Source organism: Rhizobium sp. Root482, from assembly GCF_001426565.1.
In the GTDB taxonomy this organism is placed as follows: domain Bacteria; phylum Pseudomonadota; class Alphaproteobacteria; order Rhizobiales; family Rhizobiaceae; genus Pararhizobium.
In genome coordinates this window covers 217,231-241,709 of record NZ_LMFA01000012.1, presented here as the reverse complement: position 1 = coordinate 241,709, position 24,479 = coordinate 217,231, and the positions used below count along the sequence as shown (strand labels likewise).

The following is a 24,479-nucleotide window of genomic DNA, read 5'->3' as shown; positions in this document are numbered from 1 at the left end:
TATGATCTGGCAAGATAGTGAACTCACAACACCAGCCGGAACTTCGCAAATCCATCCGCGCCGTCGCCGACCTCCTCGATCTTCGCGCCCTTCACATCGGCAATCAGCCCGCGCGCCTTCGGGCCGCTCTCGAAGATCGCGGTTGCGCCCTCGACCGGCGAAAAGCTCCAGTTGCCGTCGGCCGATGGATTGATCGTGCCTTCTTCGATGATGTAGCGCACGATCACGTCGCGGTTGGTATCGGGGGCGGCGAAGACCACCTTGTCGGCGGCAATCTCGGGAAACTTGCCGCCACCGCCGGCCCGGTAATTATTGGTGGCGACCACGAATTTCTGCACCGGGTCGATAGGCTTTCCTTCGAAGGCGAGATCCCGGATACGGTTGGAGCCCGGGTTCACGACCTTGCCGTCATTGTCATATCGGGCAGGCTGCGACAGGTCGATCCGGTAGGTGACGCCGTCGATGATGTCGAAATTATAGGACGGGAAGCTGGTGGCAAGCAGAGGCACATCCTTTTCGCCGGGCGCGACGGTGTTGAACATGCCGGCCGACATTTCCAGCCAGTTCTTCACCTGTTCTCCGGTGACGACGACGGCCTGCACCGTGTTCGGATAGAGATAGAGATCGGCGACATTCTTGATCGCGATATCGCCCGCCGGAACATCGGTGTAATAGTCCGAGCCGCCGCGCCCGCCGGCCTTGAAGGGAGCCGCCGCGGAAAGAACCGCAAGGTCCTTGTACTCGGTGTCCTTCAACATCTCCCTGATGTACCAGGTCTGCGCATTGGAGACGATCTGCACGGAGGGATCGTCGGCCACCAGCGCGAAATAGGAGTAGAGCGGCGCCGATGTCTTGCCGACGGGCGTGCGGATATAGGCAAGCGTCGCCTGGTGCTCCGCATCGGCTGCGGCAAGCACATCCGCGCGGCCGGCCACGTCGGCCACCACCTTTTTCTCCTCGCGATGATAGATCGGCCGGGCCTCGACGGTGAAATCCACCACCTTCCAGCGATTGCCGTCCTTTTCGAGCAGAAGATCGATCAGCCCGAGATGCGACCCCCAGAAGCCCGCCATCACCGCCGGTTTGCCGAGCAGCGTGCCCTTGACCGGATCGACGCCCTCGATACCGTCGAAGCTCTTCGGGCCGGGAAAGACCAGGTGCTGATGGCCGGTGAAGACCGCATCGATGCCCGCCACGCCGGCCAGATAGAGCGAGGCGTTTTCCATGCGCTCGCTCTGGCCCGAGCCATCGATGCCGGAATGGGAGAGCGCGATGACGATATCGGCACCTTCCTCCTTCATGACCGGAACCCATGCCTTCGCCGTCTCGACGATATCGCGCGTCTGTGCCTTGCCTTCGAGATTCTTGACGTCCCAGAGCATGATCTGGGGCGGCACGAAGCCGATAATGCCGATTTTCAGGACGCTTGCGGCGCCCGAGCCATCGGTGATGGTCTTCTCCACAATGGTGTAAGGCTTGAAGAAAAGGACATCGTCCTTCGGGTCGGACGCCAGTTCGCCCTTGGTCAGGTTGGCGCAGACATAGGGGAAGTTCGCCCCGCCGAGCACCTTGAACATATAGTCCAGGCCATAGTTGAACTCGTGGTTGCCCAGCGTGCCGGCCTCGTAGCCGAGCACGTTCATCGCCTTGATGACCGGGTGGATCTCGCCGTCCTTCATGCCCTGTTGGTAGGCCATGTAGTCGCCCATCGGATTGCCCTGCAGGAAGTCGCCATTGTCGACCAGCATGGAATTTCCGGCCTCGGCGCGGATGGCATCGATGATCGAGGCGGTGCGGGCAAGGCCCATCGTATCGTTCGGCTTGTCGCCGTAATAATCATAGGGAAAGACATGGACGTGGATATCGGTGGTTTCCATGATGCGCAGATGCGCCTGGTTGCCGGCGGCGCGCGCCGCGAAAGGGTGCAGCAGGATAAGGGCGGAGGTCGCGGCCGCTCCGCTCAGAAGCGAGCGGCGGCTTATCGGATGAAGATCGAGAACGGATGCCATGTGAAAGTCCCTTCGTCTGTCCGGTCATTGCCTGATCGAAGCCTAGAATGCGGGAGGCGGGAATGCACCCCGTTAAATTTCAGGTATCGTTCCATCAGCGTGATTGCATGCAAGGTTCACCGAAATGAATTGGTTGATCAATGGTCTTTGGAGTAGGAACGGGGCCAAATTGCACTCTCGACAGGATCACATGCCATGGCTGATGCGAAACAAGATCCGGCTGCACCGAGCGGCGATTCGCCGCGCGGCTTCGGCTTCGCGCTCGTGGCCTATCTGCTCTGGGGTTTCCTGCCCTTCTTCATGAAGGCCGTTGCCCATATCCCGGCTTTCGAGGTGGTTGCCCACCGAATCCTGTGGTCGGTGCCGCTTGCCGGCGCCGTCCTGCTGTTTTTGGGGCGAACCGGCGATGTGAAGGCGGCGCTGCGCTCACCCCGCATGGTGAAGATGGCGATGCTGACCGCCGTGCTCATCACCATCAACTGGGGCATCTATGTCTGGGCGATCGGCGCCGGGCGCGCCATCGAAACGGCGCTCGGCTATTATATCAATCCGCTGTTCTCGGTCTTTCTCGGTGCCGTGCTGCTGAAGGAAAAGCTCACTCCGGCGCAGACCGTGGCGATCGGCCTTGCCGCCGTCGCCGTCGTCGTGCTGGCATTCGACAATGGCGGCCTGCCCTGGGTCTCGATCGGATTGGCCCTGTCCTGGGGGCTCTATGCCTTCTTCCGCAAGACCCTGCCGATCGGCGCCAACCAGGGATTTTTCCTCGAAGTGCTGCTGCTCAGCGTTCCCGCGCTTTGCTACGTGGTCTATCTGGAGGTAACGGGGCAGGGGCATTTCGTCGATACCGGCTGGGCCAATTTCGGTTGGCTGCTCGCCTCCGGCGTCGTCACCGCCGTGCCGCTGATGATCTATGCCAACGGCGCCAAGCTGTTGAAGCTATCGACCATCGGCATCATGCAATATATCGCGCCGACGATGATCTTCGTGATCGCGGTCTTCGTTTTTCACGAACCGTTCGGAACATCAAAGCTGATCGCTTTCGTGCTGATCTGGGCAGCCCTTGCCATCTATTCCGTCTCGATGATCCGCGAAAGCCGCGCCAGGCGCGTGGCCGCGCCGAACCCGGCGGAATAGGCGGCGGCGCCGTTCACATTTTCGAAATGATTTCGGCTTCGCCGCGGCGGTCCACGTCGCCGGCCCAATGGGCCATGAGCGCCGGCACGATTTCTTCCGGCTGGTCGATGACGATCGGCTGGACGAGATGGGCGGTGTGGATGAAGCCGCTATCGGCCATGTGGCGGATCAGCTCCATCAGTGGATCCCAGAAACCGCCGATATTGGCAAGCACGATCGGCTTGCGGTGGCGGCCAAGCTGGGCCCAGGTCATGATCTCGATGATTTCCTCAAGCGTGCCGATCCCGCCCGGCAGGGTGACGAAGGCATCGGCGCGTTCGAACATCTTGTGCTTGCGCACATGCATGTCCGGCGTGACGATCAATTCGCTCAATTGCCCGAGCGATTGGCGCGTGGCCTCCATATCCACGAGAAATTCTGGTATGATGCCGGTAACGCGGCCGCCATGGGAGAGAACGCCGTTGGCCACGGCACCCATGATGCCTTTCGTGCCGCCACCATAGACCAGCCGGAGATGATTCTCGGCGATGGATTTGCCCAGTATGCGGCCGGCCTCCATATAGGACAGATCATTGCCGGGCTGCGAGCCGCAATAGACGCAGATGGATCGAATCGGGATATTTTTCTCATTCATGGTCCAAACAGACATTGCACCGCAGCGCAGGTCAAGAAAAATGACGGGAAACCACGGTGTCCGGGCTTCGGAACATGCAAGCATGCTTGTGGAAAGCGCCGGAAATCGTTAGCTATTTTTAGAGTTGAACTGACGATGTGATGCAAGCTGCCTCCGCCGGATGAACCCACGGAGAGTGACAGGCGCCGCATCCGGGGAGAGATGCCGGAGTTCCGCGATCATGGCGATGCGGGCGGCGCGGTCCCGCTTGGAGATGTGCATGATGAAGAACAAGGCCAGCTGGGTGGCTCTTATCGTCCTGGCAATCGCATCGCTTCTGATGGTTTTCTTCGTCCTGCCCAATATCGACGGGAGCGAGAACACCGTCACGGCCGAGAAGCCGGCGCAGGAGGAAACAAAACCCGCCGATGCCGTAGCGGATGCCAAGGGCGCCCGCCCGATGGCCGACGCCGCCGGCCAGACGGAAACGCCGGCCGCGCCCGCCCCGACAGGGGAAGCCGGCTCCGGGCCGGCCGATGGCCAGCAGGCCTCGTCACCTGAAGGTACCGATCCGACCCTTGGCTGGACCGTGCCCGGCTTCGACGTCCTGCGTGTCGAGCCGGACGGTTCGACCGTTATCGCCGGGCGGGCTCAACCCAATACCAAGCTGGAAATCGTCGATGGCGATACGGTGGTCGCAACCGCGGATGTCGGCGCGACGGGCGATTTCGCCGCGATCTTCGACAAGCCGCTGCCGGCCGGCGATTATCAGTTGTCGCTGCGAAGTGTCGGCGAAAACGGTGCCACAAAATCCTCGCAGGAGGTCGCGACGGTGTCGATCCCCAAGGATGGCGGCGGCGAACTGCTGGCCATGGTTTCCAAGCCGGGCGAAGCGAGCCGCATCATCACCACGCCGACCGAAAATTCCGGGGCCGCCGCGCAAAAGCCGACGGCTGATGCAAAGCCGACCGACGCGACGGAACAATCGACGCCGGCCGCCGGCAATGCCGAAGGCGCTTCGCCGGAAACCGCCGCTGTCGATCCGGCAGGTCAGGCGAATACGCAGGCACCGGCCGATATGTCCGCCGCCGCGCCTGCCACGGACGCTGGATCGGCCGCGCCTGCAGCCGGCGACAATCCGGCCGTTGCTGTTTCGGCCGTCGAGATTGAAGGTCAAAAGATTTTCGTCGCCGGCAAGGCCAAGGCCGGCAGCTTGGTGCGGATTTATGCGGATGACATACTGGTCGGCGAAATGAAGGCCGACGAGGCGGGGCGTTTCGTCGTCGATGGCACGATCGATCTGTCGGTGGGAAGCCATACGATCCGCGCCGATGTGGTTGATGCGAACGGCAAGGTCGAACTGCGTGCCGCCGTGCCCTTCGATCGTCCGGTCGGGGACCAGGTCGCAGCTGTTGCGGAAGAAAATGTGCAAGGGGCGGTCGTGCCCTTCGAGGGCGGAAGCTTCGATGGCCTCAGAATGGAGGCGACGAAGGCGCTTGGCCTGCTGAAGGGCCTGTTCGAGAATGGCAAGGTGCCGACAGCGGAAGAGCTTGCGGCTGCCCGGTCCGCCACCGAAATCGCCTTGAAGTCGCTGGCAGACTACAAGGTCGCGGCCAATCTCGATGCCAACGTCAAGGAAATGGCGGCAAAGACCGCCAAGGGCGCGACCGATGCTCTGGCCCTGTTGAAATCGCTGCCGCAGGATGCGGCAAGCGTCTCGGCATCGCTCGGCAATATCGAGGCTGCGGTCGATCTGGCGCTGATGCCGCGAACCGATGGCAACGGCATGCTTGCCGCAGCGCCTGCCCAGGATACGGCCCCGGCACAGGATGCGGCTGCGACGCAAACCGATGCAGCCCAGGGCGATGTGGAAAAGCCGGCCCCGGCAACGCAATCGGCAGCGACCGAGCCTGCGCAGCCGGAAACGACGGCGGAGCAAAATGCCGCCGCAACGGCCGACAGCAAGCCCGCACCGGCGCCGGCGGTCGACACGGCCGCAGCCGAACCGGTCACCGTCCAGCAGGCGCCGCTGCGAGAGAGCAAGTCCTCGGTCATCATCCGTCGTGGCGATACGCTGTGGCAGATTTCGCGAAGGGTCTATGGCGCCGGGGTTCGCTATACGACGATCTATCTTGCCAATGAGGGCCAGATCACCAATCCGGATCGCATCCTGCCCGGCCAGGTCTTCGGCGTGCCGGACGAAGCCATGTCCGAGGCGGAAGCGCAGGAACTGCATCGCAAGCGCATGAACAAGCAGCCCTGATCGCCTTTTTGGCCACTGCTCCATTGCGGCAGGCTGTTGCGGGACCTATCTGAAACGAAGCGGCGTCTTTTGAAAAGGCGCCGCTTTTGATTGATATTACAGGCACGCGCTTGGCATCATCTGCCCCTGGCGGGCAAGGTTGCGAAGCGGCTTGAAGCGATAGCGGGGAAAACGTGGCAGCGAAAAACAAGACGGTATCGGCGGACACTGGCAATCCGCTTCGCACGCTCGTCAATCTCTGGCCATATATGTGGCCGGGCGATCGCGCCGACCTGAAGATGCGGGTCGTCTGGGCAACAGTGATGTTGCTGATCTCCAAGATCGTCCTGCTGCTCGTCCCCTACTTCTTCAAATGGGCTACCGATGCGCTGAACGGACATACCGATATTGTCGGCCTGTTGCCCGCGGTCTTCACCGGCGCCGTCATGCTGGTGCTCGCCTATAATCTGGCGCGGCTGCTGCAGGTGGGCCTGAACCAGTTGCGCGACGCGCTGTTTGCCAGCGTTGGTCAGTATGCTGTGCGCCAGCTCGCCTACCGCACCTTCGTCCATATGCATCAATTGTCCCTGCGGTTCCATCTCGAGCGCCGCACGGGTGGCCTGTCGCGGATCATCGAGCGCGGCACCAAGGGCATCGAAACGATCGTCCGCTTCACCATTCTGAACACGGTGCCGACGCTGATCGAGTTCCTGCTGACGGCCGTCATCTTCTGGTGGGGCTATGGATTCAGCTATCTGCTCGTCACCGCCGTCACCGTCGCTGTCTATATCTGGTTCACCATCAAGGCGAGCGACTGGCGCATCTCGATCCGCCGGGCGATGAACGACAGTGATACCGATGCTAATACCAAGGCGATCGACTCGCTGCTCAATTTCGAGACGGTCAAATATTTCGGCAACGAGGAGATGGAAGCCAAGCGCTTCGATCAGTCGATGGCTCGATACGAGCGTTCGGCGACGCAGGTCTGGACGTCGCTCGGCTGGCTCAATTTCGGCCAGGGCCTGATCTTCGGCGTCGGCACGGCGATCATGATGGTGATGTCGGCGCTCGCCGTTCAGCGTGGAGAACAGACGCTCGGCGATTTCGTCTTCATCAATGCGATGCTGATGCAGCTTTCCGTCCCCCTCAATTTCATCGGCTTCGTCTACCGCGAAATCCGCCAGGGCCTGACCGATATCGAGCAGATGTTCGACCTGCTCGAAGTGCAAGCCGAGGTCATCGACAGTCCCGATGCCAAGGATCTGGCGATCGACAAGGGATCGATCGCCTTCAAGGATGTGCACTTCGCCTATGATCCGGCCCGCCCCATCCTCAAGGGCATCAGTTTCGAAGTGCCGGCGGGCAAGACCGTGGCCGTCGTCGGCCCGTCAGGTGCCGGGAAATCAACCTTGTCGCGGCTGCTCTACCGGTTCTACGACGTGCAGCAGGGTGCGATCACCATCGACGGCCAGGACGTGCGCGACGTGACGCAGAAGAGCCTGCGCGCCGTCATCGGCATGGTGCCGCAGGATACGGTGCTGTTCAACGACACCATCGCCTACAATATCCGCTATGGCCGGACCTCGGCGACGCAAGCCGAGATCGAGGCGGCGGCCGAGATCGCCCAGGTCGGCCAGTTCATCGAAAGCCTGCCGGAGGGATACGGCGCCATGGTCGGCGAGCGTGGCCTGAAATTGTCCGGCGGCGAAAAGCAGCGTGTCGCGATCGCCCGTACCGTGCTCAAGAACCCGCCCATCCTGATCCTCGACGAGGCGACCTCGGCGCTCGATACCCACACCGAACAGGAGATCCAAACGGCGCTCGATATCGTTTCGCGCAACCGCACGACGCTAATCATCGCCCACCGCCTGTCGACGGTCATCCACGCCGACGAGATCATCGTTCTCAAGGACGGCGGCATCGCCGAGCGCGGCACGCATGGGGAACTTATCGACCGGGACGGTCTTTACGCCTCCATGTGGAACCGCCAGCGCGAGGCGACGCAGGCCGAGGAAACATTGAAGAAAGTGCGCGAGAGCGACGATCTGGGCGTGGTAATCCGCGGCGCTACGGCGTTGTGAAGGGGAAGTGAGTAGTGAGTAGCGAATAGGGATGTTACCCACCATTCTCCAACGCCAGCCAGCTCCCGCATTGCCCGCTTCCGCATTTCCCTGTAGGGGCTGGGGCTTGAGAAAACTGGAGACGACAGTCCATGAGCTTGATCAATACGGTGCGCAACACGCTGGTCCCTGTGCACAGGGAAGGCTATCGCTTCATCGCCGGCTTCTTTGTCGTTTCGCTGGTTCTCGGCTTTCTCTGGGAACCGCTGATGTGGATCGGCTTCCTGCTGACCGCCTGGTGCGCCTATTTCTTCCGCGATCCCGAACGCCTGACCCCGCTCGATGACGATCTGGTCATTAGCCCGGCGGATGGCCGGGTGTCTTCCATCGCGCTTGTGACGCCTCCGGAAGAGCTTCAGCTCGGAACGACGCCGATGCTGCGCATCACTGTCTTCATGAATGTCTTCAATTGCCACGTGAACCGTGCGCCCATGCGCGGCACCATCCGGCGCATCAGCTACAGGGCCGGCAAGTTCGTCAATGCCGAACTCGACAAGGCAAGCCATGAAAACGAGCGCAATGGCCTGGCGATCGAGACGTCGCACGGCACGATCGGCGTCATTCAGATCGCAGGCCTGGTCGCCCGCCGCATCATCTGCTGGTCGCGCGAGACCGACACGCTGCAGGCCGGCGAACGTTTTGGGCTCATCCGCTTCGGCTCGCGGCTCGATGTCTTCCTGCCCGATGGCGCCCAGCCGCGTGTCAGCCTCGGCCAGACGGCGATCGCCGGCGAGACGGTGCTCGCCGAATTCGGTTCCGCCAAGGGTCCGGTCATCAGCCGTCGCGGCTGATGCGACGACCGTCATTCAGGCAAGAGGAGCACGTCATGGAAACGCCTTTTCCGTCATTCGAACCGAACGGCCCCAATGACGAGGCGCGCGGCCCGCGGCTGAGGGAAATTCCACTGCGGCTGATCGTTCCCAATCTGATTACCGTCCTGGCGATCTGCGCCGGCCTGTCCGGCGTGCGGCTCGCCTTCGAAAACCGCTTCGAGCTTGCCGTCGCCATGGTGCTGATTGCCGCCTTTCTCGACGGCATCGACGGCCGCATTGCGCGGTTGATGAAGGCCACGTCGAAATTCGGCGCGCAGATGGACTCGCTCGCCGATATCGTCAATTTCGGCGTTGCGCCGGCGCTCGTGCTCTATGCCTTCGTGCTCGACCAGGCCCGCTCGCTCGGTTGGATCGCCGCGCTGATCTACGTCATTGCCGCGGGCCTGCGCCTCGCCCGCTTCAACGTCATGTCGGAGCGGGAGGTGAAGGCATCCTGGCAGTCGGAATATTTCGTCGGCGTGCCGGCGCCGGCTGGTGCCATGCTGGTGCTCCTGCCGATGTATCTCGGCCTTCTCGGACTGGCGCCGGATCGGCTGATCGGCATCATTTCCTCTGCCTACACGGTGCTGATCGCCTTTCTGCTGGTCAGCCGCCTGCCGGTCTGGTCCGGCAAGTCGGAAAACCGGGTGCGCCGCGATCTCGTCCTGCCGATCATCCTATTCGTCGTGCTCTATGTCGCGACCTTGATGAGCTTTACCTGGGAGACCATGGTAATCACCGCCGTCGGCTATCTGCTGAGCTTGCCGTTCGGCGCCCGCAAATGGCAGAAGAAATATGGCAACAACTGGCCCGGTCATCCGGACCATCCGGCGGAAGTCGAGGATGGCCTGCCGGGCGAACCGAAATAGCCTGCCGATATCTGCAGACGAAAAAGCCGCCGCTGAAACCTCAGCGGCGGCTTTTTTGTTGAAACGACGAAATTCACTCCGGCAGGCGGTAATCCACGATCCGGTTTTCGCGAACGACAAAAAGCTTGCCGGTCTCGGTCTGGCCGGGGCCGAGCAGCGGCATCAGCTTGGCGGCAACCTCTGAAGGATGTGGCACGGTTGCGGGATCCTCGCCGGGAATGGCTTGCGCCCGCATGGCCGTGCGCGTGGCGCCCGGATCGACGCTGAGGACGCGCAGGGGCAGGCGCTGCGTCTCGCCGGCCCAGGTGCGCGCCAGAGCCTCGACCGCCGCCTTGGAGGCGGAGTAGGGACCCCAGAAGGGCTTGCACTTGTGCGCGGCGGCGGAGGACAGGATCAGCGCCCGTCCCGCATCGGACTGCTGCAGCAGCGGATCGACGGAACGGATCAGCCGCCAGGTCGCCGTCACGTTCACCGTCATCACCTTTTCGAACACTTTCGCCTCGACATGGCCGATCGGCGCGATGACGCCGAGCATGCCGGCATTGGCGACCAGGATGTCAAGCCTGCCCCAGCGCTCGTGGATCGCGCCGCCCAGCTTGTCGATCGCCGCCATGTCGGTGAGGTCGAAGGGAACCAGCGTTGCCGGCAGCCCGCCGGCGGCCTTGATCGCGTCGTCGAGGTCTTCCAGGCCGCCGACGGTCCGGGCGCAGGCAATCACCTGGGCGCCGGCCTTGGCCAGTTCAAGCGCCGTGAAGAAACCGATGCCGCGCGAGGCGCCGGTAACGAGTGCGAGACGGCCCTTGAGGTCGATCATGGCGTGATGGCTCCGAGTTCATTGATACGGGGCCTGCTGTGCCATATCCGCGACGCCCTGCGCAAGACGGCGCGGCGCCTCGATTTGACGCAGGCGAGGGGTTTTGCCGCTTTCGCTGGGCAGGCGTGCTCAGCCCTTGCTGGCAAGCATGGAGAGGCGCGGTGCCGAGGCATCGCCGTTCTTGTCGAGCAGCCGGGTGGGATAATCGCCGGTGAAATAATGATCGGTGAACTGCGGGCGGGCATTGTTGCGATCCTCGCCGCCGACGGCGCGGTAAAGCCCGTCGATCGACAGGAATTCCAGCGAATCGGCGCCGATATAGGCGCACATGGAAGCAAGATCCGCATGCTGGTTCGCCAAAAGCTTGTCGGCATTCGGTGTGTCGATCCCATAGAAATCGGGATGATGGATCATCGGGCTCGCCACGCGGATATGGACTTCGGTAGCGCCGGCCTCGCGGATCATCTGGACGATCTTTACCGAGGTGGTGCCGCGCACGATGGAATCATCGACCAGCACGACACGCTTGCCTTCGATCATGGCGCGATTGGCCGAATGCTTCAGCTTGACGCCGAAGGCGCGGATCTGCTGCGTCGGCTCGATGAAGGTGCGGCCGACATAATGATTGCGGATGATGCCGAGTTCGAAGGGAATGCCGCTCGCCTGGGCAAAGCCGATGGCAGCCGGCGTGCCGCCGTCGGGGACCGGCACGATCACGTCGGCGTCCACGGGCGATTCCTTGGCGAGGTTGATGCCCATGTTCTTGCGGGCCACATAGACATTGCGGCCGCCGACCACCGAATCGGGGCGCGAGAAATAAACATACTCGAACAGGCAGAGGCGTTCCGGCTGCGCATTGACGGGCTTGCGCGCATCGATCTCGATCGAACCGTCGGGCTGGATCTCGCAGATGATCACTTCGCCATTCTCGACGTCGCGGATATATTTGGCGCCGATAATATCGAGTGCGCAGGTTTCCGAGCAGAAGATCGGCTTGCCGTCGAGTTCGCCCATCACCAGCGGCCGGATGCCTGTGGGGTCGCGCGCGGCGATCAGCTTGGTGCGGGTCATCGCCAGCATCGAATAGCCGCCTTCCATCTGCCGGATGGCGTCGATGAACCGGTCGGCCGTCGAGCTGTGGCGCGAGCGGGCGATGAGATGCAGCACCACTTCGGTGTCGGAGGTCGACTGACAGATGGCGCCGGTGGCGATGATCTGGCGGCGCAGCGTCAGCCCATTGGTGAAATTGCCGTTATGGGCGATCGCGATGCCGCCGACTTCGAGCTCGGCAAACAGCGGCTGGACATTGCGCAGCGCCACTTCGCCTGTGGTGGAATAGCGCGTATGGCCGATCGCGATCGAGCCCGGCAGCTTTGCCAGGGTGGCCGGGTCGGTATAGTGATCGCCGACCAGGCCCATGTGCTTCTCGGTGTGGAACTGCTTGCCGTCGAAGGTGACGATGCCGGCGGCTTCCTGCCCCCGGTGCTGCAGCGCATGCAGGCCGAGCGCCGTCAGGGCGGCGGCGTCCGCATGGCCCAGAATGCCGAATACGCCGCATTCTTCGTGCAGCGTATCGCCATCGAATTCGTCGTTGATCTCTTCGGATCGCAAATGGGTCATCGCTGCTGGCCTTCGTCTTGGGGCTGGAACGCGTTGCGCATATCGTATCGGCTTTGCCGCCCTTCAAGTCGCTGGACCCGGGGACGGCGTATTTCTCATGCGGATAGAGCGAAAGGCGCTTCCCGGCCTGTCACTTTTTCGTCATTTGCGTCAGCCGTTGGTCGCCGGGCTGTTGGTGGCCGGCGTTTCCTCGGCCGGCGGCTGGGTCGTGCCGCCGCCCGTGCCTTCGCTTTCACCTTCGCCGGTCGTATCCTTGCCGCGCAGGCGATCGAGGATCGTCGCATCGGCATTTTCAGGCAGCAGGGCGATCAGCTTTCCGCCGAGATTGTCGAGCAGCGGCTTGGATTTTGCCGTCGTTACCCAGACCGGCTGCTGTTGCGGCGCCACCAGCCAATTGAAGAACAGCATGGCGACGACGACGAGCAGAATGCCGCGCGCCGCCCCGAACAGGAAGCCGAGTGTGCGGTCGAGCGCGCCGATGCGGCTGTCGATGATGAAATCGGCAATCCGCATGGTGATGAACGAGATAATGATCAGCGCGATGAGGAAGACGACGCCGGCCGAGCCGATCATCGCCACCGTATCGCTGGTGGTATAGTTCTTGGCGAAGGGCAGCAAGTAGGGGTAAAGGAAATAGGCGGCCGCCGCCGCGCCGACCCAGCTTGCGACCGACAGCACTTCCCGGGAAAAGCCGCGTACCATGGCAAGAATGGCCGAGAACAGCGCGACACCGAGAACGATACCGTCGAGAATTGTAATGGGCATATTGACCTACTCCGAACGCCTGCCGCGCCGCGCGCCCCTCCGGACGCGCCATAAGACGCAGCACCCCTTATGTTTCTGCTGCATGCCTTTTAGACCGAGTGCGATTTAAAAACCATGTGCCCGCCCCATTCCGCGCCGATTTTTCGCGAACATTCCATCGTCACGCCGCAGGCGTTTCGAGGTCGGTGCGGGATCTGCTCCGTTTTCGCCGGAACCGCCCCTCAGGCATGCCGTTCCTCAATCATCGTTATCCGCCTGTTTCAAGGCTCCCTTCGAGCCGGCAATGCGCGCCACCAAATCCGGCAGGCTTTCCATTTCCGCCCAGCTCATGCCCGAACCCTTGGGCAGGTCGGCGGAGGCGGATGGCAGGACGGCCTGTGAAAAGCCGAGCTTTTCGGCTTCTTTAAGGCGCTGGGCCGTATGCGCAACCGCCCGGATGGCGCCCGACAGGCTGACTTCGCCGAAATAGACGCAATCGGAGGGAAGGGCAAGACCGGCAAGCGAGGAAACCAGCGCGGAAGCGACGGCAAGATCGGCGGCCGGCTCGGAAATGCGGTAGCCGCCGGCGATGTTCAGATAGACGTCATGTTGGCCGAGCCGCACGCCGCAATGTGCCTCCAGCACGGCAAGGATCATCGACAGGCGGGCACTGTCCCAGCCGACGACGGCGCGGCGCGGCGTTCCGAGCGATGTCGGCGCCACCAGCGCCTGGACTTCGACGAGCACGGGACGCGTTCCCTCCATGCCGGCAAAGACCGCCGCACCCGGCGATTTCGCATTGCGCTCGCCGAGGAAGAGTTCCGAAGGATTGGTGACCTCGCGCAGGCCCTTGTCCGACATTTCGAACACGCCGATCTCGTCAGTGGGGCCGAAGCGGTTCTTCACCGTGCGCAGGATGCGGTAGTGATGGCCGCGGTCGCCCTCGAAATAGAGAACGGCATCGACCATGTGCTCGACTACACGCGGACCGGCGATCTGGCCGTCCTTCGTCACATGGCCAACCAGCACGAGGGCGGCGCCGGTCTGCTTGGCGAACCGGATCATCGCCTGCACGCCGATGCGCACCTGCGTGACCGTTCCCGGCGAGGAATCGGCCGTGTCGCTCCACAGGGTCTGGATCGAATCGATGATGGCGAGATCCGGCCGCTTGCCTTCGCCGAGCGTCGCCAGAATGTCCTCGACATTTGTTTCGGCGGCAAGCAGCACCTCGGTATCGGCGGCACCCAGCCGCTGGGCGCGCAACCGCACCTGGGCAACCGCCTCTTCGCCAGAGACATAGATGACCCGGTGGCCTTGGCGCGACAGGGCCGCCGCCGCCTGCATCAGCACGGTTGATTTGCCGATGCCCGGATCGCCGCCGATCAGCACGGCCGAGCCGCGCACGAAGCCGCCGCCGGTCGCTCGGTCGAGTTCCGAGATGCCGGTGGTGATGCGCGGCGCGTCCTCGATCTCGCCCGAAAGCGTCGTCAGCGCAACCGGCCGGCCCTTCTTCGGCGTCTTGCCCGGTCCGCCGCCGATGCCGCCCATCGGGTCTTCCTCGACGATGGTATTCCACTGGCCGCAGCCTTCGCATTTGCCGACCCAGCGGGCATGCACGGTGCCGCAGTTCTGGCAGATGAATTGTGTCCGGGCTTTCGCCATCAAGTCTCGCTTTCGGGGAAGTCTTTGGAGGAAATGTCCTGGCGCCCGTGGAGGATGCGCAGCACGAAGACATGGGAAGCTGTAACGCGGAAATAGACTAGATGATTCCGGACAGCGATCATCCGCAAGCCCGACTTCATGTGTTCCCTGGAAACGCCGGTAAGGCCCGACGCAGCGATTGCCTTGATCTTGGCGGTGATTCCCTTGATCACGCGCCCGCCGGCATCAGGGTTCGTGTCCGCCACATAGTCATAGATCGCTGTCAGATCGTCTGCCGCCCGTTCTGACAGGCGAACGCCTCTTCGTCGCATCAGGCGTGACGCGTTTTCGAGCGCGCAATGATAAACTCGGCGAGATCGTCGCTTTCGCTAAAATCGTAGAAGCGGCCGGCTGCGATATCATCCTCGCCTTCCTGGATGAGACGCTTCAGTTCCGCCTCCGCATGCTGCAGCGATTGAAGCCCGGCGTGAACAACGTCGTTTGCAGTTTTGTAGGGACCGTTTCCCACACGCTCTTCAACGAATGCCCGATCTTCCTCGGTCAATTGGATATCGCTCAAGATGATCTCCTTTTGTTCCAAGGTACAATATCCCTCCGGTGAATCCAAGACTGCCGAGCCGAAAAGCTTACGCGCTCTCGATATAGGCCCGCTCGTACCGGTCTCCAAGGCTGGTCAGCATCTCGTAGCCGATCGTTCCGCCGGCCCTTGCCACGTCGTCGATGGCGATATTCTCACCGAACAGTTCGATATAGTCGCCCGGCCGGGCAGCATCTTCCGGCAGGTCCGTGACGTCGAAGAGACAGAGATCCATCGTCACGCGGCCGAGATGGGGTATCTTCATTCCATTGAGGAAGCCGAAGGCGCCGGAGGGCGTTGCCTGCCGAAGGGTGACGCCGCCGCCCGAGACGGAGCGGTGATAGCCGTCGGCATAACCGACGGCGACAATGGCGACGCGGCTATCGCGGGCAAACTGCGCCGAGGCGCCGTAGCTTGCGGTTTCGCCGGTCGCGACGCGGCGGATCTGCAGGATGCGCGCCTGCGCCTTCACCACCGGCCTCATCGGGTTCGGCACGCCATTGACGGCCTCGCCGCCATAGACGGCGATCCCGGGGCGGGTCAGGTCGAAATGGTAGTCGGTGCCGAGATGTACGCCGGCGGAATTGGCAAGGCTTGATTCGACGCCTTTAAAAGCTGCCGCAACCACCTGGAATGATTCGAGCTGGCGACAGTTGAGAGGATGTGCCGGATCGTCGGCGCAGGCCAGGTGGCTCATCACCAGGACGGGGGAGAAGCCGGCCGGGCGCGCCGCATCACCGGCAAGCGCCAGCGCTTCCGTCGCGCCGAGCCCGAGGCGGTTCATGCCCGTATCGATATGAAGGACGCAAGGGTGGTCGCCCCGCTGCGACAACGCCGACAGGAAGACGTCCAGCTGTTCGCTCGAATTGACGATCGGAATGAGGTTATTGTCGAAGAAAAGCTGTTCATTGCCTGGCCACAGGCCGGCAAGAATATAGATCTTGCCGTCCGGAACAATCGGCCGCAGGGCCGCACCTTCCTCGGCATTGGCCACGAAAAAATCGCGCGCCCCGGCCGCATAGAGCGTTTCGGCTGCCGGTTTGAGGCCGATCCCGTAGGCATTCGCCTTGAGAACGGCCGCGGCGCGCGCGCTTCCGGAAAGGGCGCCCATCCGGCGCCAGTTATCGGCCAGCGCGCCAAGGTCGATCGTCAGCCGGTTGGAGGCGGCCGTGAAGGCGGGCGAGGGGTGTTTGGATAACGTCATGGCAATAGATACAACCCAGCGGTGGCGGCCTCAGGCCGCCTTTTCCCTGAATGCTCACATGAGCGCGGTGGTCAGAAGCGGTTGCACTTCCATGAAGCCTTCGTAGATCATCTTCAAGGCAACGAAGAGGATGATCGCAAGACCGAGATAGGAAACCCAGGGGAAGCGGTGCAGCAGCTTGGCGATGAACGAGGCGGCAATGCCCATCAGCGCAACCGATACGGCAAGGCCGAGAATGAGGATATTGGGATGTTCGCGCGCAGCGCCCGCGACTGCCAGCACATTGTCGAGCGACATCGAGACATCGGCGACGACAATCTGTAGCGCCGCCTGCTTGAGGGTCTTGCGCGATGCGCCGCTGCCGATGGCGCCGTCCTTGTCGACGTCTTCGCCGGTAAGCGATTCCAGCCCTGCATTTTGTTCTTGTGCCGCCGTGCGCAGTTCGCGCCACATCTTCCAGCAGACCCACAGGAGCAGAATGCCGCCAACGAGCAGAAGGCCGAGGATTTCGAGCAGCTGGGTGGTCAGCAAGGCGAAGATGATGCGCAGCACCGTGGCTGCGGCAATACCGATCAGGATCGCCTTGCCGCGCTGTTCCTTAGGAAGTCCGGCAGCGGCGAGACCGATGACGATGGCATTGTCGCCCGCCAGGACAAGATCGATCGCAAGGACCTGGAGCAACGCGATAAAGGCTTCCATGAGTGGATTTTCCCTAGACTGAGATGTCGTTCGCGGCGAAACTGTCGCGATACTTTGCCGGTTTTATTTTCGATTATCCGGAAGAGCGCGGATTTGCAACACGATGCGGCGGAGCGATCGCACGACCCGCATGATGTTGCTCAATGTTCCTCGTATTGCGTGAAGCTCGGGTCTGCGAGGTCCGTAAAACGGGTAAATTCGGACTGGAACGCGAGTTTCACCGTGCCGGTCGGTCCGTGACGCTGTTTGGCGATGATCACGTCGGCCGTGCCCTTCACCTTTTCGAAGGTCTGCTTCCATTCTTCGTATTTCGGGTCGAATTCGTCGCGCGGCTCCATGTTCTTCACATAGTATTCCTCGCGGAACACGAACAGCACGACGTCGGCGTCCTGCTCGATCGAGCCGGATTCGCGAAGGTCGGAAAGCTGCGGCCGCTTGTCCTCGCGGCTTTCCACCTGTCGCGAAAGCTGGGAAAGCGCGATGATCGGCACGTTCAGTTCCTTGCCGAGCGCCTTCAGGCCGGTGGTGATCTGCGTGATTTCCTGCACCCGGTTGTCGCTGGATTTGCCTGAGCCGGTCATCAGCTGGATATAGTCCACCACCAGGCAATCGAGCCCGCGCTGGCGCTTGAGGCGGCGGGCACGGGCGGAAAGTTGGGCGATCGAGATGCCGCCGGTCTGGTCGATATAGAGCGGCACCTTCTGCATCATCTGGCTGCAGGCGACCAGCTTTTCGAAATCATGCTCGGAGATTTCGCCGCGGCGGATCTTCGAGGAGGAGACTTCCGTCTGTTCGGAGATGATACGGGTCGCCAGCTGTTCGGACGACATTTCCAGCGAATAGAAGCCGACGACGCCGCCATTCTTCGCCTTCATGGATCCGTCGGCCTGAATTTCCGATTCGTAAGCGGCTGCGATATTGTAGGCGATATTGGTTGCAAGCGAGGTCTTGCCCATACCGGGCCGTCCCGCCAGTACGATCAGGTCGGACCGCTGCAACCCGCCCATGCGGGCATCGAGCGACTGGATGCCGCTGGAAATACCCGAAAGATGGCCGTCGCGTTCGAAGGCCTGGCCGGCCATGTCGATGGCAAGCGCCACGGCGTCGTTGAAGGCCTGGAAGCCGCCGTCGTAACGGCCGGTTTCGGCAAGCTCGAACAGACGCCGTTCGGCATCTTCGATCTGGCTCTGCGGCGGCATGTCGAGCGGTGCGTCATAGGCGATATTGACCATGTCCTCGCCAATGGTGATCAGCGAACGGCGTAGCGCCAGATCGTAGATCGCCCGGCCATAGTCCTCGGCATTGATGATCGACACCGCTTCGGAGGCGAGGCGGGCCAGATATTGCGCCACCGTCATGTCGCCGACCTTCTCGTCGGCCTTCAGGAAGGTCTTGATCGTCACCGGATTGGCGGTCTTGCCCATGCGGATGATATCGCCGGCGACCTCGAAAATCCGGCGGTGCAGCGGTTCGTTGAGGTGAACCGGCTTGAGAAAGTCGGAGACGCGATAGAAGGCATCATTGTTGACGAGAATGGCGCCCAGAAGCGCCTGCTCGGCCTCGAGATTGTTCGGCGCCTCGCGATATTGCGATTCTGCCTGATCCTTGGCGATGGGGGCAAGTCTGCGCGCTGCTTCGTTCATGGCGTCGGGTATCCGTCTCTTGTCTTCTGGCGGCCCTGATGTGCGTCCGTAACAGCCAGGGGTCAAGGGCTGTGAGGCAACAGCCGCGACGGGATCGCGCTCCCGGGCATACCGTCACCGCTTTTCACAGGGCGCAGGTCCGGGAAGAGGAAAATTCCGCTTACGGCATGCTTTCCTGTTGACCGGGCCGGTCCGAATCGGCGCGTGGCGCGGTTGCTTCCATTCTACCTTCAGGCGCCGCCATCCGCATGATTTTTGTCCTTGGCCCGTGGGTCTTGCAAAATAACGAAGACAAGCTAGATAGGGTTAAAACAATTAGCATCCTACCTATATGAAGGTCACGATATGTCCGCTTGTGCTGCCAACCGCGAACTCTTCGACGCGCTTGCCTCGGTGAATCGGAAGCTGCGCGCACTGTTCGATGCGCGGGTGAAGGAGCGGGGGCTCACCCTGTCGCGGGCGCGTGCATTGTTCGCGCTGTCCACGCGCGACGGCCTCAACCAGCGGGAGCTTGCCGACGAACTCGGCATCGAAACCCCGACGATGGTGCGCCTGCTGGATGGCATGGAGAAGCAGGGTTTCATCGAGCGGCGCCTGGAGGCGCGCGATCGGCGAGCCAAGCGGATCCACATGACGGATTACGGGCGCGGCATCGCCGGCGAAATCGACAAGCTGGCCTGCGAAATCCGCGAAGAGGTGCTGGGGGGAGTTGAAGCGGGAGACAAGGCCATCGCCCTGCAGGTCGTCGCCCGCATGGCCGGCAATCTCGTCACCATCGGTAAGGATTGAGCCGGCGATGAGCGCCACGAGCGAAAGCGGTTCCAGCCTTCGACGAAGCGCCGATGAAGCGCCCGTGGCCGCCGAGCCTGCTGTTGTGCAGCCGGAACCGATGAGCCCGCCGAAGGCCGCCCTCTACATGGCTGCCTCGGTCCTTCTGTTCGTGACGCAGGGCCTCGGCATGAACCTGCTGAACGCCAATATTTATCAGCTGCAAGGCTCGCTTTCGGCGACGACGACGGAGATCGCCTGGCTGTCGGCCGCCTATATCGCGCCCTATGCCTCCGTATCGATTGCCCTGTTCAAGATACGCTCTCAATACGGTTTGCGAAGCTTTGCCCAACTGGGCATCATCTGCTTCGTCTTCGCCTCCGTTCTCAACCTCTTCGTTTCCGACCTGCATTCGGCCATCGTCGTCCGGTTCCTGAGCGGACTGACGGCGGCTCCCTTGTCGACGCTCGGCTTTCTCTACATGCTGGAAGCCTTTCCGCCGGCCCGCAAATTGTCGGTCGGCTTGAGCCTTGCCCTTTTGAACACGACGCTGTCGGCGCCCATTGCCCGCATCATTTCGCCGCCCCTGATGGACCTCGGCGGCTGGCAGGCACTTTACACGTTCGAAATGGGCCTTGCGCTGATCGCCCTGCCTATCGTCTACATCCTGCCGCTGACGGCGCCGCCGCGCGCCGCCGTCATCCAGCGCATGGACATCCTCAGTTATCTGCTGCTCGCCATCGGCTTCGGCTGCCTCGCCGTTGTGCTGACGCTCGGCCGGATCTACTGGTGGTTCGAGGCGCCGTGGCTGGGTGTCTTGCTGGTGGCCGCGATCATTGCCTTGACGGCGATGTGCGTGCTGGAATTGCCAAGGAAGACACCGCTTGTCGATCTGCGCTGGCTTTTTACCAGAGACAACATGCATATGGCCGGCATTCTGCTTCTGTTTCGCATCGTCAGTTCGGAGCAGACGACCACGGCCGCGAATTTCTACATGCAACTCGGCCTGCTCAATGAGCAGACGCAGATCATGTATGCCGTCATCCTGCTGGCCTCGATCCTCGGCGGCCTGGTGTGCACGGCGCTGATGATGACGCGTTATGTGGAAACGGCGCATGCACTGGCGCTCGTGCTGATTGCCGCCGGCGCCTATCTCGACAGCCAGTCCACCATCCTGACCCGGCCGGAGCAGATGTATCTCAGCCAGGCCATGGTGGCTGCGGGCGCGGCGATGTTCCTGCCGCCGGTCATGGCCAAGGGCTTTGCCGCAGCGCTTGCCAAGGGCGTACCCTATATCGTCAATTTCCTGGTGATCTTCCTTTTTACACAGAGCATCGGTGCCCTCTGCGCTTCGGCGGCGCTCGGCACATTCGTCACCATCCGCGAGAAATTCCATTCGAACGTGCTGGTCGAGCACATTCTGCTCACCAATCCCCTGGTTTCCGAGCGTGTCTCGCAGCTTTCGTCTGCCTATGGAAAGGTCGTCAGCGACGTGTCGCTTCTGCACGCCGAGGGCCTGGTGCTGCTCGGCCAGCAGGTAACCCGGCAGGCCAATGTCCTTGCCTATAACGACGCCTTCCTCGTCATTTCCATCGCCGCCACCACCGGCCTTGTCCTGCTGCTTGGACATCTGGCCTGGTCGCGGCTGTTGGCGCCACGAATAGCCGATCCAGCCGTTGCCATCCGATCCTGACACATTCAGAGTTCACGCCATGAAGATATTTCGTACGCCCGCTACCCTTCTCGTGCTCCTGGCCGGTCTCGCCGGCGCGCTGCTGGTGCTCTATGCTTGGCGCCTGCCGCCGTTCGCGACAACGGTCGAAACGACAGACAACGCCTATGTGCGCGGCTATGTGACGATCGTCAGCCCGCAGCTTTCCGGCTATGTCGCCGACGTCCCGGTGAAGGATTACGAGACCGTCAAGGCGGGGCAGGTGCTTCTGAGGATCGACGACAGGATTTACGCCCAGAAGCTGGAACAGGCGAAAGGCATGCTGGATACGCAGAAGGCGGCGCTTTCCAATTCCCGCCAGCAGGAGCTTTCCGCGCAAGCGGGCATCGCCGCCAGCGAAGCCCAGCATGCCAGCGCCGTTGCGACATTGACCCGTGCCCAGCAGGCCTGGGACCGGATCACGCCGCTGGCCGAAAAAGGCATTGCTACGTCCAGCGACGTCGATACCGGGCAGGCCAATCTTGCACAGGCAAAGGCAGGCGTCGACGAAGCCAACGCGGCGATCGAGGTTTCACGCCAGGCGCTGGCGACGACCATCGGTTCGCGGGCAGGCCTCGAAGCCGCGGTGCATAGCGCCGAAGCCGCCGTCGAACTCGCCCGGATCGATCTTGCCAATACGCGGATCAAGGCGCCTCAGGACGGCACGCTGGGCGAGGTCGCCGCCCGTCTCGGCCAATATGTGACGGCCGGTAGCCAATTGATGGCGATCGTCCCGAAGGACGTCTGGATCATCGCCAATTTCAAGGAAACCCAGCTCGACGGCATGAAGGTCGGCCAGCCCGTCGTCTTCACCGTCGATGCCTTGGACAAGGCCCGGTTGAATGGCCATGTCGAGCGCTTTTCGCCGGCCGCCGGTTCCGAGTTCAGCGTCATCAAGGCCGACAATGCCACCGGCAATTTCACCAAGGTCGCCCAGCGCGTCGGCGTGCGTATCTCGATCGATCCCGGCCAGCCGCGGGCCGAGGCACTGGCACCGGGCATGTCCGTCGAGGTGCGCATCGACAAGGCCGCCGATCCGGCAAAGCCTGAATAATATCGATCCTTCGGAACGACGAAAGGCCCGCGACATGCATCGCGGGCCTTTCGTTTTGGCTGCGGCAAACGCGGCGCGAAGGCCGCGCGGGTCTGCCTTATTCGTCTTCGCCGTCGAATTCGGCTTCCGGGTTGAAGAAGTCTTCGGCCTTCAGCGCGTCTTCGTCGACGCCGTAGATGGCGTCGGCGGAGGTCAGGCTTTCGCCCTTGAGCTGGCGTTCGGCTTCATCGGCCGAGCGGGCGACGTTCATCTGGACCTTGATTTCGACTTCCGAATGCAGGTGCAGCACGACATCGTGCAGGCCGATGGTCTTGATCGGGTTGTTGAGGTCGACCTGGTTGCGGCCGATGTTGAAGCCTTCGGCAGCGAGCACTTCAACGATGTCGCGGGCAGCGACCGAACCGTAGAGCTGGCCGGTTTCGCCGGCCGAACGAACGACGACGAAGGACTTGCCGTCGAGCTGGTCGGCAACGGTCTGGGCTTCCGACTTGCGCTCGAGGTTGCGGGCTTCGAGCGTCGAACGCTCGGCATCGAAACGCTTCTTGTTGGCTTCGTTGGCGCGCAGGGCCTTGCCGAGCGGCAGGAGGTAGTTGCGGGCAAAGCCGTCGCGAACCTTGACGGTTTCGCCCATCTGGCCGAGCTTGGCAACGCGTTCGAGAAGGATGACTTGCATGGATATGTCCTTTCGTTTGTCTGTTCAGAGGTCTTTTGTTTCAGTTTCAGTGGTTTTCCCCGCCGGCGACAGCGCGATGGCGCGCCGCGTGTCCATCAGGCCCGACAGGAGAAAGAAGAACGCCGGCACCGTGAACATCACGACCGACAGATAGCCGATCCACAGTACGGGAAGCCGCCAGGACTTGCCGCGCGTGCGGAAATGGAAGGTGGCGAAGCCGGCAAGCAGGAAACCCGCGCCGAAAGTGCCGCAGATGAGCGCGCCGACGGCAGACAGCGTCCCGCCGGTGAAGGCAAGCACCAGGCCGCCGAGAAAGGCGAAAATGGCATAGCGGTGCATGCGCAATGTCGAAGGCATGTCTTCGCGCGGGCGAAGCCCCTTGCCGGAGGTCTGGACGACGCGGCAGGCGATGTAATAGGCCGCAAACAGCATCAGTACCCAGATGGCACCCTGGACGAGTGGCAGGGCGACACTGAAGATCGACTTGATCTGGGCGACCGCTGCCGCATCCGGATTGTAGAGCGGTTCCTGTTCCTTCAGCGCCGCCATCACCATGTCGATCATCCTGTCCGACATCGAGGCGTCATAACCGATGATGATGCCGACGAGGATCATGCCGAAGGTGACGAGACCGGCCAGATGGGTCAGGATATCCGATAGCGGATACCAGGCGAGCGCGTCCTCGGGACCGCCGATCTCGGAGGCCGGCCGCGCCAGATTGGCAAGGTGGCTGAGCCAGGCGGCGGGAATGAGGGTGATGACGGCAATCAGCAGGGCGAAATAGGGCGAGACGAGCACCGCGCCGGTAAGACCGGCGACGACAACGGCGGCGATGGCGGCAAGATTGCCCCAGCCAAGACCGGCGATGAGAATGGGCAGGGCGGACGCAGCGTAAAGCACGACGGCAAACGACGACTGCGTGTTCGCGCCGAGCGAAAGCAGGGCGGCGGTCACGCCGGCGAGAGCGCCGGTCAACAGCGATGTTGCATTCAATGTCTTCACGGGTCGCTGTCCTGCTTTTCAAGCAGTTAGAGGCCATTCCTAACGAAGGAACCAACCCCAACATGGGTTTTGGCGCAATCTTGCACCGGTGTTTCCGATCCGCGCCCAACGCGGAAGGGAGAAGGTGAGGCGGTGCCGTATGGCGTCTCGCCTCACCTTGAGTCAGCTTCCGTCGAGTCAGGCGACCGACGGAGAGTCATGTGCTTCGGATTGCATATGCCTTTCCTTGGAGCGGGCTCCAAGGGGACATGCAATTAGGACATGACGTAGGGCAGGAGGCCGAGGAAGCGGGCGCGCTTGATGGCCTGGGCCAGTTCGCGCTGCTTCTTCTGGGAAACGGCCGTGATGCGGGAAGGAACGATCTTGCCGCGCTCGGAAATGTAGCGCTGCAGGAGACGGATGTCCTTGTAGTCGATGCGCGGCGCATTGGCACCCGAGAAGGGGCAGGTCTTGCGGCGGCGATGGAACGGGCGGCGTGCCGGAGCGGACAGGGTATCAGCCATAATTTC

General features: G+C 62.3%; 22 protein-coding genes. 8 read left to right on the top strand and 14 right to left on the bottom strand.

The features are described 5' to 3' along the window. Nucleotides 1-23 precede the first annotated feature (23 nt). Nucleotides 24-2,009 (bottom strand): bifunctional 2',3'-cyclic-nucleotide 2'-phosphodiesterase/3'-nucleotidase, encoded by a 1,986-nt coding sequence (locus ASD31_RS09165; RefSeq protein WP_056332099.1) that lies wholly within the window; start codon nucleotides 2,007-2,009, stop codon nucleotides 24-26. A gap of 195 nt (nucleotides 2,010-2,204) precedes the next feature. Here ASD31_RS09165 and rarD point away from each other — a divergent pair, with 195 nt between their 5' ends. Continuing rightward, a complete protein-coding gene (rarD, locus tag ASD31_RS09160; RefSeq protein ID WP_056332097.1) occupies nucleotides 2,205-3,143 on the top strand; it encodes an EamA family transporter RarD in 939 nt (312 codons plus the stop codon). A 13-nt stretch (nucleotides 3,144-3,156) separates the two neighbouring features. Here the strand turns inward: rarD and ASD31_RS09155 are convergent, their stop codons facing one another. Further along, the gene (locus ASD31_RS09155; protein ID WP_056332095.1) at nucleotides 3,157-3,777 is read right to left on the bottom strand and encodes a TIGR00730 family Rossman fold protein; all 621 of its coding nucleotides are present in this window, start codon (nucleotides 3,775-3,777) and stop codon (nucleotides 3,157-3,159) included. A gap of 259 nt (nucleotides 3,778-4,036) precedes the next feature. Between ASD31_RS09155 and ASD31_RS09150 the strand changes: the two genes are divergently transcribed. The 4 genes from ASD31_RS09150 to pssA all read left to right on the top strand — a co-directional run bounded on the left by ASD31_RS09150 (nucleotide 4,037) and on the right by pssA (nucleotide 9,799). Then, nucleotides 4,037-6,019 (top strand): LysM peptidoglycan-binding domain-containing protein, encoded by a 1,983-nt coding sequence (locus tag ASD31_RS09150; protein WP_056332093.1) that lies wholly within the window; start codon nucleotides 4,037-4,039, stop codon nucleotides 6,017-6,019. Nucleotides 6,020-6,192: 173 nt separating this feature from the next. Continuing rightward, complete coding sequence (locus tag ASD31_RS09145; RefSeq protein ID WP_056332091.1) at nucleotides 6,193-8,079, top strand: ABCB family ABC transporter ATP-binding protein/permease; 1,887 nt, start codon at nucleotides 6,193-6,195, stop codon at nucleotides 8,077-8,079. 131 nt (nucleotides 8,080-8,210) lie between these two features. After that, the gene (locus ASD31_RS09140; protein ID WP_056332089.1) at nucleotides 8,211-8,909 is read left to right on the top strand and encodes a phosphatidylserine decarboxylase; all 699 of its coding nucleotides are present in this window, start codon (nucleotides 8,211-8,213) and stop codon (nucleotides 8,907-8,909) included. A 35-nt stretch (nucleotides 8,910-8,944) separates the two neighbouring features. Next, nucleotides 8,945-9,799, top strand: a complete 855-nt coding sequence (gene pssA / locus ASD31_RS09135) for a CDP-diacylglycerol--serine O-phosphatidyltransferase (RefSeq protein WP_056332087.1) — start codon at nucleotides 8,945-8,947, stop codon at nucleotides 9,797-9,799. Between the two features lie 73 nt (nucleotides 9,800-9,872). Here the strand turns inward: pssA and ASD31_RS09130 are convergent, their stop codons facing one another. From ASD31_RS09130 to ASD31_RS09090, 9 genes are all read right to left on the bottom strand, one after another. Continuing rightward, complete coding sequence (locus tag ASD31_RS09130; RefSeq protein ID WP_056332084.1) at nucleotides 9,873-10,613, bottom strand: SDR family NAD(P)-dependent oxidoreductase; 741 nt, start codon at nucleotides 10,611-10,613, stop codon at nucleotides 9,873-9,875. A gap of 129 nt (nucleotides 10,614-10,742) precedes the next feature. Further along, nucleotides 10,743-12,233 (bottom strand): amidophosphoribosyltransferase, encoded by a 1,491-nt coding sequence (gene purF / locus ASD31_RS09125; RefSeq protein ID WP_056332082.1) that lies wholly within the window; start codon nucleotides 12,231-12,233, stop codon nucleotides 10,743-10,745. 150 nt (nucleotides 12,234-12,383) lie between these two features. Continuing rightward, on the bottom strand, nucleotides 12,384-12,998 hold the full coding sequence (locus tag ASD31_RS09120; RefSeq protein ID WP_056332080.1) for a CvpA family protein: 615 nt from the start codon (nucleotides 12,996-12,998) through the stop codon (nucleotides 12,384-12,386). Nucleotides 12,999-13,235: 237 nt separating this feature from the next. Next, complete coding sequence (radA, locus tag ASD31_RS09115; protein ID WP_056332079.1) at nucleotides 13,236-14,639, bottom strand: DNA repair protein RadA; 1,404 nt, start codon at nucleotides 14,637-14,639, stop codon at nucleotides 13,236-13,238. Next, on the bottom strand, nucleotides 14,639-14,950 hold the full coding sequence (locus ASD31_RS09110; RefSeq protein WP_056332077.1) for a type II toxin-antitoxin system RelE/ParE family toxin: 312 nt from the start codon (nucleotides 14,948-14,950) through the stop codon (nucleotides 14,639-14,641). Before ASD31_RS09110 ends, radA begins: the two co-directional genes overlap by 1 nt. Continuing rightward, on the bottom strand, nucleotides 14,950-15,219 hold the full coding sequence (locus ASD31_RS09105; protein WP_244483795.1) for a type II toxin-antitoxin system ParD family antitoxin: 270 nt from the start codon (nucleotides 15,217-15,219) through the stop codon (nucleotides 14,950-14,952). Before ASD31_RS09105 ends, ASD31_RS09110 begins: the two co-directional genes overlap by 1 nt. Before the next feature lie 46 nt (nucleotides 15,220-15,265). Continuing rightward, complete coding sequence (gene alr, locus ASD31_RS09100; RefSeq protein ID WP_056332075.1) at nucleotides 15,266-16,420, bottom strand: alanine racemase; 1,155 nt, start codon at nucleotides 16,418-16,420, stop codon at nucleotides 15,266-15,268. Nucleotides 16,421-16,474: 54 nt separating this feature from the next. Next, on the bottom strand, nucleotides 16,475-17,119 hold the full coding sequence (locus ASD31_RS09095; RefSeq protein WP_056332073.1) for a TerC family protein: 645 nt from the start codon (nucleotides 17,117-17,119) through the stop codon (nucleotides 16,475-16,477). A 140-nt stretch (nucleotides 17,120-17,259) separates the two neighbouring features. Beyond that, nucleotides 17,260-18,762: a replicative DNA helicase gene (locus ASD31_RS09090; RefSeq protein ID WP_056332071.1), complete on the bottom strand. Its 1,503-nt coding sequence runs from the start codon at nucleotides 18,760-18,762 to the stop codon at nucleotides 17,260-17,262. Between the two features lie 345 nt (nucleotides 18,763-19,107). Between ASD31_RS09090 and ASD31_RS09085 the strand changes: the two genes are divergently transcribed. From ASD31_RS09085 to ASD31_RS09075, 3 genes are read left to right on the top strand one after another with little or no spacing between them, the layout of a single operon-like run. Further along, complete coding sequence (locus tag ASD31_RS09085; protein WP_056332069.1) at nucleotides 19,108-19,551, top strand: MarR family winged helix-turn-helix transcriptional regulator; 444 nt, start codon at nucleotides 19,108-19,110, stop codon at nucleotides 19,549-19,551. 7 nt (nucleotides 19,552-19,558) lie between these two features. Beyond that, nucleotides 19,559-21,223 carry an MFS transporter gene (locus ASD31_RS09080; RefSeq protein WP_056332067.1) on the top strand — a complete coding sequence of 555 codons (1,665 nt, stop codon included), beginning with the start codon at nucleotides 19,559-19,561 and terminating at the stop codon, nucleotides 21,221-21,223. 19 nt (nucleotides 21,224-21,242) lie between these two features. Further along, a complete protein-coding gene (locus ASD31_RS09075; RefSeq protein WP_056332066.1) occupies nucleotides 21,243-22,295 on the top strand; it encodes an HlyD family secretion protein in 1,053 nt (350 codons plus the stop codon). A 97-nt stretch (nucleotides 22,296-22,392) separates the two neighbouring features. Here the strand turns inward: ASD31_RS09075 and rplI are convergent, their stop codons facing one another. From rplI to rpsR, 3 genes are all read right to left on the bottom strand, one after another. Continuing rightward, nucleotides 22,393-22,968, bottom strand: coding sequence for a 50S ribosomal protein L9 (rplI, locus tag ASD31_RS09070; RefSeq protein WP_056332064.1), 576 nt, complete (start codon nucleotides 22,966-22,968; stop codon nucleotides 22,393-22,395). A gap of 24 nt (nucleotides 22,969-22,992) precedes the next feature. Then, entirely contained in the window at nucleotides 22,993-23,970 is a 978-nt protein-coding gene (locus ASD31_RS09065; RefSeq protein ID WP_056332062.1) for a hypothetical protein, read from the bottom strand. A 254-nt stretch (nucleotides 23,971-24,224) separates the two neighbouring features. Then, nucleotides 24,225-24,473 (bottom strand): 30S ribosomal protein S18, encoded by a 249-nt coding sequence (gene rpsR, locus ASD31_RS09060; RefSeq protein ID WP_056332061.1) that lies wholly within the window; start codon nucleotides 24,471-24,473, stop codon nucleotides 24,225-24,227. Between the last annotated feature and the right edge of the window lie 6 nt (nucleotides 24,474-24,479).